At 61.7% G+C, this 13,819-nt stretch carries 14 protein-coding genes; 8 read left to right on the top strand and 6 right to left on the bottom strand.

Going from position 1 to position 13,819, the window contains the following annotated elements; all coding sequences use genetic code 11:
- Positions 1 to 436: 436 nt before the first annotated feature.
- The 3 genes from M0639_RS30260 to M0639_RS30250 all read left to right on the top strand — a co-directional run bounded on the left by M0639_RS30260 (position 437) and on the right by M0639_RS30250 (position 2,103).
- A complete protein-coding gene (locus M0639_RS30260) occupies positions 437 to 1,333 on the top strand; it encodes an ArdC-like ssDNA-binding domain-containing protein (protein ID WP_064074591.1) in 897 nt (298 codons plus the stop codon).
- Between the two features lie 87 nt (positions 1,334 to 1,420).
- Positions 1,421 to 1,759, top strand: coding sequence for a hypothetical protein (locus M0639_RS30255; protein ID WP_064074592.1), 339 nt, complete (start codon positions 1,421 to 1,423; stop codon positions 1,757 to 1,759).
- Entirely contained in the window at positions 1,753 to 2,103 is a 351-nt protein-coding gene (locus M0639_RS30250; RefSeq protein WP_054801592.1) for a hypothetical protein, read from the top strand. Before M0639_RS30255 ends, M0639_RS30250 begins: the two co-directional genes overlap by 7 nt.
- Here M0639_RS30250 and M0639_RS30245 read toward each other — a convergent pair.
- Positions 2,100 to 2,273: a hypothetical protein gene (locus tag M0639_RS30245; RefSeq protein ID WP_156525044.1), complete on the bottom strand. Its 174-nt coding sequence runs from the start codon at positions 2,271 to 2,273 to the stop codon at positions 2,100 to 2,102. The two genes, M0639_RS30250 and M0639_RS30245, sit on opposite strands and share 4 nt — an antisense overlap.
- Before the next feature lie 382 nt (positions 2,274 to 2,655).
- Here M0639_RS30245 and M0639_RS30240 point away from each other — a divergent pair, with 382 nt between their 5' ends.
- Positions 2,656 to 3,678, top strand: a complete 1,023-nt coding sequence (locus M0639_RS30240; protein ID WP_064074598.1) for a DUF4192 family protein — start codon at positions 2,656 to 2,658, stop codon at positions 3,676 to 3,678.
- A gap of 137 nt (positions 3,679 to 3,815) precedes the next feature.
- On the opposite strand, the gene M0639_RS30235 is transcribed toward M0639_RS30240, so the two are convergent.
- From M0639_RS30235 to M0639_RS30225, 3 genes are read right to left on the bottom strand one after another with little or no spacing between them, the layout of a single operon-like run.
- Entirely contained in the window at positions 3,816 to 4,010 is a 195-nt protein-coding gene (locus tag M0639_RS30235; RefSeq protein WP_021334494.1) for a hypothetical protein, read from the bottom strand.
- A gap of 40 nt (positions 4,011 to 4,050) precedes the next feature.
- On the bottom strand, positions 4,051 to 4,905 hold the full coding sequence (locus M0639_RS30230) for a CPBP family intramembrane glutamic endopeptidase (RefSeq protein WP_064074593.1): 855 nt from the start codon (positions 4,903 to 4,905) through the stop codon (positions 4,051 to 4,053).
- Between the two features lie 11 nt (positions 4,906 to 4,916).
- Positions 4,917 to 5,270: a hypothetical protein gene (locus M0639_RS30225; protein ID WP_054801595.1), complete on the bottom strand. Its 354-nt coding sequence runs from the start codon at positions 5,268 to 5,270 to the stop codon at positions 4,917 to 4,919.
- 588 nt (positions 5,271 to 5,858) lie between these two features.
- On the opposite strand from M0639_RS30225, the gene M0639_RS30220 reads away from it, so the two are divergent.
- From M0639_RS30220 to M0639_RS30205, 4 genes are all read left to right on the top strand, one after another.
- Positions 5,859 to 6,257 (top strand): plasmid mobilization protein, encoded by a 399-nt coding sequence (locus tag M0639_RS30220; protein WP_064074594.1) that lies wholly within the window; start codon positions 5,859 to 5,861, stop codon positions 6,255 to 6,257.
- Positions 6,254 to 8,014, top strand: coding sequence for a relaxase/mobilization nuclease domain-containing protein (locus M0639_RS30215; protein WP_064074595.1), 1,761 nt, complete (start codon positions 6,254 to 6,256; stop codon positions 8,012 to 8,014). The genes M0639_RS30220 and M0639_RS30215 overlap by 4 nt, the downstream gene beginning before the upstream one ends.
- Before the next feature lie 1,061 nt (positions 8,015 to 9,075).
- Complete coding sequence (locus M0639_RS30210) at positions 9,076 to 11,007, top strand: NACHT domain-containing protein (protein WP_143542556.1); 1,932 nt, start codon at positions 9,076 to 9,078, stop codon at positions 11,005 to 11,007.
- A 172-nt stretch (positions 11,008 to 11,179) separates the two neighbouring features.
- Positions 11,180 to 11,755, top strand: coding sequence for a hypothetical protein (locus tag M0639_RS30205; RefSeq protein WP_143542555.1), 576 nt, complete (start codon positions 11,180 to 11,182; stop codon positions 11,753 to 11,755).
- A 74-nt stretch (positions 11,756 to 11,829) separates the two neighbouring features.
- Here M0639_RS30205 and M0639_RS30200 read toward each other — a convergent pair whose 3' ends face one another.
- Positions 11,830 to 12,660 carry a hypothetical protein gene (locus M0639_RS30200; protein ID WP_087503837.1) on the bottom strand — a complete coding sequence of 277 codons (831 nt, stop codon included), beginning with the start codon at positions 12,658 to 12,660 and terminating at the stop codon, positions 11,830 to 11,832.
- Between the two features lie 201 nt (positions 12,661 to 12,861).
- On the bottom strand, positions 12,862 to 13,626 hold the full coding sequence (locus M0639_RS30195) for a Shedu anti-phage system protein SduA domain-containing protein (protein ID WP_064075293.1): 765 nt from the start codon (positions 13,624 to 13,626) through the stop codon (positions 12,862 to 12,864).
- Positions 13,627 to 13,819 lie beyond the last annotated feature (193 nt).

Genomic DNA, 13,819 nt, shown 5'->3' with positions numbered 1-13,819 from the left:
GCTACCGCGACACCGCGCGTGTCGAGTCCCGTCGCTCCCGCACAATCACCCCGCGAGCCACCCGAGCGGGAGGTGCGAACGCCTGGCCCGTTGCCGGCGGTGTGTTGGCGCCTGCCCGGCGGCCGGCCACCTACCGGTGTCCTCCGAATTGAGCTCCGCTGCGCTCCGCACCAGCGAAAAGCGTTGATTTGTTTGTCCTTCTGGCCTTCCGATTCTCGTCGGCGGTGACCTGCGCGCAACCCCTGGCGGCGATGCCGGCCCGAGGGCTCCGAGAAATTTTCTCAACCCGCACTCGCACGCTCGCAGAGAAATTTTCCCGGCCCAGGGGTGGCACTCCGGCCCCCTCATGCCGACGCGATTCTCCTTTGCCAGCAGGGCAAAAAAATTGGCGGCCACCGAGCAGGTGGCGCCACCGGATCAGCGGAGGTTGAAAGTTATGGGCGCGAAGACCACGGCAGACAAGAGCGCGGCACGACGCGAGCAGGCCGCCGCACTGCACGAGAGCATCACCGCGAAGGTCGCCCAGCTCACCGACACCGACGCATGGGCCGCCTACCTGACCGCCGCAGCAGCGTTCCACTCCTACAGCTTCAACAACGTCATGTTGATTTTCTCGCAGGCCCCCGACGCGAGCCAGGTCGCCGGATTCCGCAAGTGGCAAGAACTCGGACGCCAGGTCCGCAAGGGCGAAAAGTCGATCAAGATTTTCGGCTACTCGACCAAGAAGATCACCGAAACCGACACCGAGACCGGCGAGGAAACCACCCGCCGCGCAGCACGGTTCCCGATCCTGTCCGTGTTCGACATCGCCCAAACCGACCCGATCGAAGGCCACCCCGCCCAAGCAGCAGAAACCATCACCACCCGACTACACGGCGACGACCCCGCCGCGATCTACACCCGCATCGCGCAGGTGATGACCGAACAGGGATGGACCGTCACCCGCGAGCACATCGCCGGAGAAACGAACGGCCGAACCAGCCTCGACGGATCACGCCGCATCATCGTCGACGACAAGATCAGCGACGCCCAAGCCGCGAAAACGATGATTCACGAAGCCGCCCACGCGCTCATGCACGCCAACGGCGACATCGACCCCGCCGAGCTGCACCGAGGCCGCGCCGAAGTCGAAGCCGAATCCGTCGCCTACGTCCTCGCCGGACTACTCGGACTCGACACCACCGACTACAGCATCGGCTACATCGCCGGATGGGGAAACGGAGACCTCGAGGTCATCACCGACACCGCCCGCGCAGTCCTGGCGACCGTCCACACCCTCGCCGAGGCACTCGAACCCGCCACCGACGAAGCCGAGGACACCGCAGCCGCCTAGACGGCAGCACCCCACAAACACAGTGCGACACCGGGCGGAAGGAGCCCGCCCGGTGTCGCACCCGAAAGTCTACGAAAGGGCAACGACATGAGCACCACGACCGACGAGCTGCGCACCGACACGATGTACAGCAACACTATCGACACCGCGTACCCCGCGATCACACCCTCAGGAATGGCGACCGCCGAGATCCTCGAGACACTGACCGCAAAGATCACCGCCGCCACGAGCGCGGTAGGGATGCAAGCGGAAATCGGGTGGCTCACCCTCGCGCACGAAGTGACCGCCCGCGAAGCCGTCGCCCTGCTCGCCGTCGCGACCCGCCGCGCCTACGACGCCGGACAGATCGCACCCTCACGCGTGAATCGGGTTTACGGCAGAGTCGAGCGCGCCGCCGCACCGCACGGAATCCGATTCCGATGGTGAATGTCCCGAAGGCGGAGACGATGGTGGATCCGCAGATGTTCACCGGATGCGTTCTCGCGGGATGCTCGAACATCGTGGCCGAGGACGGAGAAATCTGCTCGCAGTGCCGCCACATCTTCGGCGACATGATCAGGCTCGTATCCGAGCGCGAGCGCGCCGAACAGCCACGGCCCGCCGCGACCGGAGCGCAGGTGTTGACCCGGCGCAATCAACGGTGCTGGCTGTGCGAGGGTGCTGGCTGTGCGAGCAACGCCGCACCTGTACCCGCGTCGGTGGTCAGTGGGAGTGCCGTGACTGCACGCTCCCGGCACCAGCGTGACACCCAGGACATTCGCCGCTACTAGCTGCGAGCCTGCACCTTCAAATCCGCGAAACCGGACGCACCGAGTGCAAGGCCCACCGTCACCCATAAAGCGGCAGAACCGAGTCCCGAACTGAAATAGGACAACACAGCCGCCACCAGAAAGATTGCGACAGTCGTAGCCCAGAGCAGCTTTCGTGCCTTCAAGCTCACGCGATCCCCCTAAAACAGTGTTCTCGACTCCGACCCTGCGAGCGTATCGCCGCAGTTACGTTGTCGCCTGCCCGGCGGCCGGCCACCTTCGGTGTCCCCCGAAATGAACTCCGCTTCGCTGCGTCCTGATGAAGAGCATCTTTTTGTTCTCCTTCTGGCCTTCCGATTCTCGTCGGCGGTGACCTGCGCGCAACCCCTGGCGGCGCAAGCGCCGGCCGATGGCTCCGAGAAATTTTCGTCACTCGCAAGCTCCCGCCGAAATTTTCTCGGCCCAGGGGTGGCACTCCGGCCCCCTCATGCCGACGCGATTCTCCTTTGCCAGCAGGCGAAAAAAATTGGCGGGGCACCCGGCCCGGTCACTTTCATCAGCGAGGGGAACGACATGCAGCGCATCCGTTTGAACACCGCCACCGAGGTACTTGCCTCCATCCCCACCATGCTCGGATTCATCCCGACCGCATCGGTCATCGTGATCATGCTCAAAGACGAAATCGTCGACGGCCGAACCACCAAGCAGATTGCCCTTGTCGCGCGGACCGACGCCGCCGCAGGCGAGGGCGCCGAATTCGATCCGGCCCCGTACCTCGAAGCTGCCGCACGCGCCGACACCACCGCCACGATTTGCGTTGCCGTCGCCGAAGACGCCGCCGCAGTCATCGCGCTCGACCAGATCGCGATCCTGCGCCAGGGATTCCGTGACGCCGGAATCCACGACATGCTCGCCTTGCACGTCACCGCGCTCGAAGCCGGAGCGTTGTGGACCGACCTCGACACGTACGCGACCGGACTCACCGAAGACCCGAACGCCTCAACGTTGAGCATTCACAACGCCGTCGAACAAGGTCGCACCACCGCAGCCTCACGCGAGGACATCGCCGCCCGCTACGCCGTCACCGTCGAAGCGGACACCGCACCCGCACACGCAGCGCTGCACGCGCAGGGACCGGACTTCGTTCGCCACGCCGTCACCGAACTCGCGACACTCATCCGCACACGGGGCAACCCGGACGCCGAGCTGGCCGTCCGTGTCGGACTGTGCGCCACCATCAGCCCCACCGCACGCGATGCCCTGATGTTCACCGCCAACGGAAACGAGCACGCCGCCGCCCACGCGTTCGCGACAATCGCCCGCCAGGTACGCGGCAACGCCCGCATCCAGATTCTCACCGTCGCGGCGTACTGCTCATACATCAGCGGCGACGGACCCAGTACCGGCATCGCACTCGAGGCCGCCCAAGCCGCCGTCATCGACGGCAACGGCGAACACGACACCCCACTGCGCAACCTGCTCGACTTCGCACTCGAGCACGCAGTCTCGCCCGCAGCAGTCACCACGCAACTGCACGCGATCGCCGCCGACGCAGCGCGATCCTTCGGCGTCGACGTCGACAATCTCGACAGCTGAAAATCGGCAGCGGCCCCGACTTCGCGAAGAAGTCGGGGCCGCTCCCGTATGCGGTGGCAGTTGTTCGGGCATCGAGCCCTAACAACCGCTGCGCCAGCTCCCCAGAGCGCCACCAGTGCAATGCGGCGCACCGAAGATCAATCGAACAAGTGATCCGTGGTTCCCGGCGCGGGAAACGCGAAATCGATCTGAGCACGCGCAACGGGTTCGCCAGTCAGTCCTTCGACAACAGCGGCAAGATCCGCATCGGTGATCACGTTCAGATGCTTCGTCGATTGGTACATCGCGGCCTCGACTGCGGAGCGTTCCACAGGGATGTTCTTGTCATTCACGGCTGGGCCTTTCGTTGTGTGCGTGGAGCTAGTGGAGAAGTCACGAGTTCAGCACCCACTGCACTTCGATGATCAGGTTGGCGAATCCGTGGGCAGCGATCGCCGGCCACAGTGAACGGGTGTACAGGGCGAGGACAGTGAACAGTGCGCCGCCGATGAACGCCGACACCACATTGCCAAAACCGAACTTCAGGTGAGCGAAAGCGAAGAGCACGAGCATGACCGAGGCAACCGACAGAATCAGAACACGATTCGACGGTTTCCAACGCTGGATGGCGAGAACGCCGGACCGGTGCAGAATCTCCTCCGGTAGTGCTGCGTGGAGGAAAGCCCCGGTCACTGCGGTGAAGATTCCACCCCGGATCAGAAATTCCTTCCGAGCCTCGTTCGCGGCGATGGTGTCCGGATCGGTGACCGGAAACCACGTATCCAGATTCACGCCATATGCGAAGAGGAGATAGTTTCCGATCGCGACGAGAACCGGAATCAGGAGAACCCACAACCCGATCCTTCTCCACGCAGACATCTGCGAGTTCGGTCGCGGCATGACAAAGCCCAACCACCGGATCGACCGCACCCAGGTGACGCGCAGCGAACGGGTCAACGATCGGATGCGCGGCCAACGGCCGCCGGCTTTTGCTTTTGCGATCGGCGGGACAAGAGCAAACACCAACCAAAACAGCCACGAGAGAAACGCGTCTTTGAGGTTCTCGCGAGTGGGGTCGTCCACGGCATACGCAGCGTTGTGAATCGCGTAACCCAGTAGCACCGTGGACAAGAACCGAATCTGCGTACGCGCCGGAATCAACCGGTACCACGCGTCCCTCATCAGTTCGTAGCGCGAGCGAACAACAGTGAGCGGCGTCGTCCCCGAGCGAACAGCCGGTGTGGTCACCGTGCGCTGTCCTAAGCGCTCTTCTGCTCACCGGATTCAGTGGCCGGCGAGGCGGCCGGTGAAGTTTCGATCTTCTTCGCCACCGGCTTCTTCGTCGCTGTCCGCTTGGCTGCTGACTTCCGCGCAGCCGGCACACGCCACTGTTTGATCGACGCTTCGGTGAATCCGACACGGAGCGCTTCACTGATCGCGGCATCGAGGTTGCCGACGTTGGCGGCATCCTTGCGGGCGAACTCCTCACGCGTGTCGAGCAGCTCCTTGTGTGCAGTCGCCACCACACGGATGATCTTCATCTTCTCTTCGGCTTCCGCCTTGATAGCTGCGTCGAGTGCGTCGAAATCTGGTGTGTTCGGTGTCGTGTTCATGCGCTACATCGTAGGAGAAATCTCGCCCGTCCGTGCACCACTGAACGTGCGCTAAGCGCAACTCGCGGAGACTCGTCCCGTTGTCCCCGGGTGGGTGTCCGGGGCGGCGTTGTGTGCACACCAGACGCGGAGCGGAGGAATCTGGTGTGTGCCCAATGCCGAGAACCCCGGTGCCCGCCTGTGGGCAACATCAACCACCCGAACTGCGTATCGACGCGCTCCGCGCGGCGCATCTTCTTTTCTCCGAGATTCGACCACAGATCGGGACTGCTCCGATCCTCATATGGATGCCCGAGATTTCCCTCTCCGCTCCGCTGCGTCTCAGGCACCCACAATCGGGACCAGCCCCCAAATGGGGACGAACTCAAGACCGGAGGAACTCGCGGGCTCGTCCTGGCGCTTTTTAGATTTCGGGGACGAGACTCAGAGCGGAAGTGACCCCGAAATCTGTGCCCCGGCAGAGCAAGATAGTAACTTAGGTGCCCTAAGTTGGGTCAGGTCTTGCCGCTGCGCTCTGGACCTGAGACACTGGCGTGTAGCCCCACGTGGTGGGGGCGCTGCGCTGGGCCGAAGGGAGGCACGACGGACATGAGTGAAGACGAGGTCAGTCGACCCCGCCGGTTCCGTCGTGAACGCCGGGAGAATGTGCCGGGCGGTCGAGCTGGCCGGCACGTGGTGAAGGTGACTCCAGAGGAGGAGTCCGAGTTGCTGCGCCGTGCGCAGGAAGCGCGCATCACCGTGGCGCGGCTGATGGTCGAGTCCGCCCTGTCCGACTCCGGTGAAACTGCTACTGATCGTCGCGATCTTGCTGCGGAGTTGTTCTCCGCGTTCCGGTTGTTGTCGGCAATTTCTATCAACATCAACCAGATGGCGAAAGCCACCAACGCAACCGGAGACATCCCCGCCGAACTGAACGGCGCACTGGTCAGCGTGCGGCGTTTGGCGGACCGGATTCACGGCACCCTCGACGAGATGTCCGCGCCGTGATCGTCAAGATTTCCCGCGGCGCCAAAGTCACCGGACTGATGTCGTACCTCGCCGGTCCGGGCAAGAGCAACGAGCACAGCGACCCCCATCTGGTGGCCGGCGACTACGCGATCATGGCGTGGTACGACGACAATGAACTCAGCGGCGTCGACGCTCTCGCGATCGGCAAGCAGATCGACCAGCCCCGCAAAGTGTTCGGCACCGAAATCCAGATCCCGAACTACCTTCGTGATGAATCCGGCCAAGACGTTCGCGACAGTCACGGCAAGAAGGTCCGCGATCCGATCGACCTCTACCGCGACGGAAATGTCTGGCATTGCTCGCTCTCGCTCAAAGCCGACGAAGGCGAGCTGACAGACGAGCAGTGGAACAAGATCGCCACCGAGTTCATGGACGAAATGGGTTTCACCGACACCTCCGGCCGCAGCCCCGCCAGATGGGTCGCCGTCCGTCACGGAGTGTCCGCGAAAGGCAACGACCACATCCACATCGCCGCATCCGCCGTGCGCGAAGACGGCACCAAAGTCAACCTCTACCGCGACTGGAAACGAGCCAGCGTCGCGGCTGCTCGCATCGAACGCGAACACGGCCTCGCTGTCATCGAGTCCCGCCAGAGCAAGACCGGCGAACGCGGATACCACCGAGCCGAAAATGCGCGCGCAGTACGCAACGGGAAGACCGAACTCGACCGCGATCTCCTCGCACGGCGCGTGCGTGCTTGCGCGACATCGTCGAAGTCCGAGGCGGAATTCGTGCGCCGACTTCGCGGGCAAGGGCTGATCGTCCGGCCCCGCTTCGCCTCCGGCCGCGATGACGTCGTGGTCGGCTACAAGGTCGCCGTCAGACCCGATCGCGATGCAATCGGAGCCGATGGAAAGCCGATCTTCTACGGAGGCGGTCATCTAGCAAAAGACTTGACCCTCCCCCGTCTCCGGAAGGAATGGGAAGACACCCCTACGGCGTCATCGGAGGCCGTCGACGAATGGCGTAGCGCTCGGCGCGAGCGTCCCGCCGCGCGACCCGGACGTGAAGCGAAAATGCTCGACCCGAAACTGCTCGAACGAGCCGGTCGGGACATCGCGGCCTGGAACAAATACCTAGCTTCGATTCCCGTGACCGACCGAGCGCAATGGGCACGCGCGGCGGGACGCACGGCAGGCGTTTTTGACGCATGGTCAGTCCGCACCGAAGCCACACCAGGACCCCTTGCCCACGCTGCGAAACAACTAGCCCGATCCTCACAGATCCCCGCACATCAGCACGCACCGAAGAGGGCAGGCGTCGTCTCCGCCGGCGGTGCGGCCCTGATCTTGATGCAAACAAGCCCGCAGCTCGGCAAGACCGCGTCGTACGCGCTGTTGATGCGCCAACTGATCAAGGCAGTGGAAGCGATCGCTGCCGCACATCGTGCAGCCGGCGACCTGAGCCGGGCGCGTGACCTCGAGATGACTGCGCGAGTGGAACTCGCAGTGATTCATCGTCAGATGCCTCAACCTCGCGCCGAGGTCGAGCGTGTCGAATCCGAGGGCAGCGTCGCAGTGCTCGAACGGTCGTTTTCGGAAGAGCAGACAACGGTGGAACCAATTCCGTCGACGGATCAGGCAGGGAGCGATGCCGCAACGCTTGCCGCCGGTGACTTCCCGGTTTCCGCCCGCGAAGCAGCAAAGCGCGGCCCGTCTCCAATCCCCTCGAAACTCGATCCCCAACGAGAACAGACCCGAGCGGGAAGAAACCGGGATCACGGCCCCCAGCGCTGATGCTCCAGCAGTAGCCCCGGAATCATCTTTGGCACGGCGATCGGCGGGCGAAACAGTATGATCGGTCGGTGCTGAACACGCCCAATGAAGGCTCGGGGCTCGATGAGTCCGCAGTGGTTTCGACCTCGGATCGCAAGGTCTTCATCAGCTGGGCCCACCGCAACGTCGATTGGAACGACGAGCAAGAGCAACAGTGGACAGGCCAGGCACACGCCTTCGCTGAGCTTTTGATCCGCAACGGGTTTCCGAACACCGAAATTGACCTGTGGTATCTCGATAGTCCAGTACCGGTCTGGACTCGGTGGGGACCGCAGCAGATCGAAGATGCAGATTTCGTGGTCGTTCTACTCAGCAATGCATGGAAGGAACGTTGGGAAGGGACGAACGATCCCACAGTCGGCGCTGGTGCAGCCGGGGAAGCCAATACTTTGCGGGGGATATTTCAACGGAACCAGCAGGAGTTTCAGCGCAAGGTAGTGCTTGTTGCGCTACCGCCGATTGATGGCCTATCGGGAGTGGGTGACAGTGCTCTCCCCGATGAACTACGTGGAGTATCACGAAAAAATGTCAAGCAACTGACGGACAGTGGGATCGGCGAACTCGTACGACTTTTTACGGGTCAGCCTCGGTACACGAAACCGACGGCCGGACCGGTACCGGTCCTACCTCCCATTCAAGCGCCGGCGCTCTCCACGGCGACGAGGCCGGTCCCGGGGTTGGCCGAGGAACCCTCAGCAACAGCACCAACAAGCGGCCCAGTGAATGTGTCCGGAAGCGGTAACACCGTGATGATCGGAAACAACCACGTTCATCAGCCGACGATGTCTCAGTCGACCTACGAACTAATCGGCCGGACAAGCTATTTAGCCGGATCCATGAGCGCATCAACCAGTCGTCGACGCCGACTGCGGTTCGGCGCAGGCCTGGACGAACAGCAAGTTGAGCGTTCACTTCTAAATGCAGTGGCTGTTCCTTCTCGGATTGATGAAATCGGACCGGGCGAGATACGCGTTTTGACCGGGCCATTAGGTTCTGGAAAGTCGGAGATAGCCGAGGAGTGGTTGAGAGCAAGCATCAGACGGGCTCAAAATGACGACTCCGCGCCGGTGCCGCTCTTCATCTCGGCTAAGGAGTTGGACGAGACAGTCGATGTCCGAGTGAGCCGCGACATCGGTTCAGCCACGGTACTGCGGTGCGGTGTCGACATAGTGATTGACGGGCTCGACGAACGTACGGACTTGGCTGCCACAAAAGTGCAAGAGGCATCGGAATTCGTTGCACGTTGGACCAAATCCCGGGTTGTGCTGACGACTCGAAATCCCGATCTACGCGACGAGTCGGTACAGGTCGCAATGAGCGACATGACCGACGCGCAGGCGGCAGAGCTGATGAGCGCTGTCGCCGGTCGCCCGATCCCTCCGCTTGGTGCCCAACTGACAAAGTCAGTCAGACGACCCCTATTCGCGGTGCTGACGGCGTCGCACGCGACCGCGAACGACGGAGTGACAGGCACTTCCGAACTCATCGACCGTGTCGTCGAACAAATCGTGGAGTCGGAAGGGATGGAACTGATTCCCTATCTGATGGAACTTGCAATCGAAACCGTCAGCACCGGGAAAGCCGTAGACCCCACCAGATTTGCCTCACTCGAGATCGCCTCCAAGATCCGAAAATCTCCGCTGGTCACCGGCGCAGGAAAGACATGCGCCTTTTCCCTGGCCACGTTCGAGCAGTGGTTCGCTGCGCAAGCGATACTCGACGGAAAGGTCGACGTAGTACCTCTGCTGTCTTCAATGCGCTCCTTCGACAGGTGGAAGTACGTCTTCTCGATCCTGCTCGCTGCTGGGGAACCCACCAAAGTCGATCTGGTCATGGCTGATATCGCTCGTTGGAATCCAGGTGCAGCTGCCTGGATCATCAAGGAGACCGAGAGAGGCGGGCTGACACGGCATATTTCGGAACTCGAAGAGTCCGACTGGGAAAGCGCAGGACATCGCATCCGCTACGCCCAAGCAGCGTGGCTTGCCGGACTCGGTCCGCTCGGACAGGCCTTCTTCTCGTCTTTCGCGGGAGTCGCATCAGGGTTGGATGACATCGCACTGTCGGTCCGCATTGGGCGGTCCAAGATCGCTGTCTCATGGATCGCACCTCGCGACGGGGAAACGGGCAGCTTGCCCGAGATCATCAAAGCAGGGCACGACTTCGAATATCGCGTGATGGTAATGAGGCAGCATGCCCTGCCCACGGGCGTCAACTGGGTTTGGGCACTGACACAGTCCTACTTGCGCGACGACATCTCGAGTTCCTTCAAAAACTTGATTTTGGGCACGGCAACGGAACCAGGAATCGTTCGGGACGAGCTGACCTCCGGAAGCCCTGAGACCATCGGTACCTGGGGCTCTACGATGATCACGCCCCAGTTGTACCCCGGTCCCGACATTTCACCGTCCCAGGAAGATCCTTGGGGGAATTTCACTGCTCGCCGCATGCACGAACGGGTTTGTGCGATCGCCACAGCAGCGCTTCAGTGCTACCACGAGTTGGTGGAACGACTCGTTCCCAACTTCACAGGCACACTTGGAACCCAGGGGCTCTTCCCCGTCGAGTTCTTCGGAGACGTCAATTTCACCCCGGGAGAGGATCAGGGGGCCTTTAGCTTCGGCCCCCCGGAAGCAGGCCTGGGATGGACACTTCGCGCGCGGGCATCAAGCCCATTCGACGAGGCCACCGCCCTATCCAACACGGTCAATCTCACGCTCAACGACGAGAAAAGATCCGCAGAGATGTCCGACGACAGAGATGTGCAGTACGCCCAGTTTCAGGCATATATGGCCCAAAGCCCTGAGTTTGCGGAGTTCGCACCATCTTTCAGCACGGTTAGTCAGCGGGTTTCTCCGACCGAATCGACGCCGGCGACGGGCCTTGCATCCGGCTTGCTCTGGGGAGATCTCGAAAAACTCAACTGGGTGTCCGGGCAACGACCGCTGTTGTGATAACTCGGCCGAGTGCGCGTAGACGAAAGAAGAAGTCGAAACGAACTTTGCCGAAGATTTTGGATCACCGGGATCGGTGAGTTCTCAACCCCCAGCGTTTGAAAGAACGGAGGCACGGAGGCACCACCGAGGCACCATCAAGAACCGCGAAATGTGAATCAGGGGGATAGCTGTGACAGATATGGACGCATCGACGTGGTGGATGCACCAACCGGGGACGGAGTTCAGCGAAGGGGTGTGGCTGGCAGGATGGGACGATCAAAGCACGTGGGGATGGGAACTCGGAAACTACTTCCTGTCGCTGTTGCCGAACGGGGCTCCCGATGACGTAGTCCCACAGTATTTCGGGCTTCCCTTCTCCCACACCAGTTCCGTTGTGGCAGCAGCCGCCCGAGCAACCCGCGCGGATCCACTAAGCATCTGCAAGGCTCTCGAAATCTTGCCACCGCCCGGCCCGCTCCCGAGCGAATCACAGGTCGCCACCTTGCAGATGAGGGCGCGCGAACTCGGTGCCGGCGAATACGCCGGGGGTCAGAACGCTGCATGCGATTGGCTCCTCGGCCGCTCTTCGATCTGCCCCGGCTCCGGCTGGAATTGGTATACCGGGCAGCGTCCGGACCGCGCCATAATCGCGGCCGAGGCCGAGATCAACACCGGCGAAATCTACCTCGACCCGACGAGCCCCCGAGAGGTCTACCGAAGAGGCGTCGACGAAATACTGGGCCGAATCGTCGCTCGCTTCAATTGACCTGGCCAGCAAAATGCACAGCCAGCCTGCTGAGGCGATTGCTTGGGCAGTTTTGGGACGCGTTCAGGTATCCGTCAGTCACCGGTTGGGACTCGAGTCTGCGCTGTCGAGACCGTGGCGATGACGCGATCGGGCGCAGTGAGGAGTTCAGCGACACGGCAGAAAGTTTCGTTCCAGTCCGTAGCGCTGTCGAACTTTTTGGACTGAAGAGCACCAACGAACATAGCTCGTACGGGCGCCGCTATTTCTGCAAGATAGGAATCCTCTAGCGCTCTAGAAAACTGCGCAAAGGCCTGCGATGAGGCATCGTCGCAGGCCTTTGCGGCGTGAGCGATAGCAGCCACCTTCGGGTCCTTGGCGGTCTTGGGGAATTGCCGTTCGAGCCTTCCGATTCCAGACGTGTCCGGACGTGCGGCCTCGATCGCGGCGCATTCGGCCGCATACGCGATTGCTGCTTGTGCCGCGGCCGCACACGGACGATTGCATATCGCAAGTGGGATGGTGACCGTCTGCACTGTCGCGATCACCGAGGGGACGACAGCGAGCGAGATAGACCCCTTGTGCTCGTGGCGGTTGATATACCGCAGCACACGATGCCCGTCCGCTCGCACAACCGACTGGGCGGTGAGACCGAACCAGTTGCTGGCCTCCCCACGCACATCTGTGACGTCTTTGGCATCGACACAAAGCGTGATTCTGTGAAGGTGGAACTGGGAGTCAGCATCTGACTCGTTACGCATCCGTCGCAACATGTTTTCGATAGCGGCCTCGTAGGTTCCAAGATGGATCGCCGAGTCCGTCGGTTCTTCGTTCATCGGAGGCCACTCGCGGTACGTGGAGGTGTGGTACCAGGCCACACCCGACAGAGCGCTCGGATCGAGAGCGACATCGTCAGGCGCTGACACAGCCAGATCGTGCTCGTCCTCCGTCGTAACCGTGACACCGCAGCGAACGCAACGTACACGCTCACCGGTGACGTACTGCTCAAAGGTCAGCCGAGTTCTATCCGTGCAGGAAGGACAGATGATCCAGCAGTGTGCATACCCGAAATCAACTCTTCGGTCGGCAACCACTATCGACTCCTTGGCTTGTTCTGGCCGTCGGGTTTAATCCGATTCTTCGGCCCTTCTCCTACGCCTGCCCTCCAGCTCATCTGAGCGCATTTGAGCGCGTTCGACGAGCCAATCCCACGAGTGGATATCGATGTTGTTCATGGTGGCGAGCCTGCGTCGGGCCGCGTTCGTACTCGCAGGCGTCTCGTGGCGGCGACCGATGATCACAAGGCCGCGCACAGTGGGGTGGACATCTACGAGCCCGAGGCCATTCTCGTGCCGAGGATTTCTTACATACTGGAGGTTGCTCTCGATGAAGCCGCGCCAGTCGTTGATCTGTTGGATGGCATGGACAAGCGATTTGTTGGGGTGGCCATCCTTGTTGAACATGACTTGTTGCGGGCCTTCGAGCTCCACTGCGAGCCACTCAAACCCCTGCGAACTGTTCTCCGCGATCATGTAGTCGCTTCTGAATTGATCACCGAATTTCTTCTCTGCAATGACCCACCTCCCGTGGCCACCGCCCAGCGGTTGCACCAAGAGATGGGGTCGCGATGCCAAGAATTTCTGCATATCGGGTTCGTTTTTCGCGTCGTGGAGCGCGCGACGAAATTCGTCGACGTCGTCGGGCGTGATGGTGTCCCACGTGACGGAGAATTCACTGAGCGATAGTTCGGCCTCTGCTTCTCGCGCTTTGCGCGCTTCATAATCTTTGTGGTCTTGGAGAATCGCTGCCCACTCGTCTGCGTCCAGTGAAACGTCAACAAAGTCATCGACGTTCGGTTCGTCGCGAGGGTCCGCGGGACCGATCTCTGACATGCAATTTCTCCTCGCACTTGGTGAAGTTTCCGTGACTCTACGGACAAACTGATTGTTCAAACGGCGAGACGCACAAAACCGTGTCACGCAGTAGTTAGTTGTGGTCTTCCTCCGCCGGTGGCAGCTGAGGTCAGTCGACGGGCAAAGCTTCGGGATCCGCGCTTGTGCGCGGATCCCGAAGTCGGAGTGGCTT

The sequence above is a fragment of the Rhodococcus qingshengii JCM 15477 genome, assembly GCF_023221595.1.
GTDB lineage: Bacteria > Actinomycetota > Actinomycetes > Mycobacteriales > Mycobacteriaceae > Rhodococcus_F > Rhodococcus_F qingshengii.
This window is presented reverse-complemented; position numbering and strand designations above follow the sequence as displayed.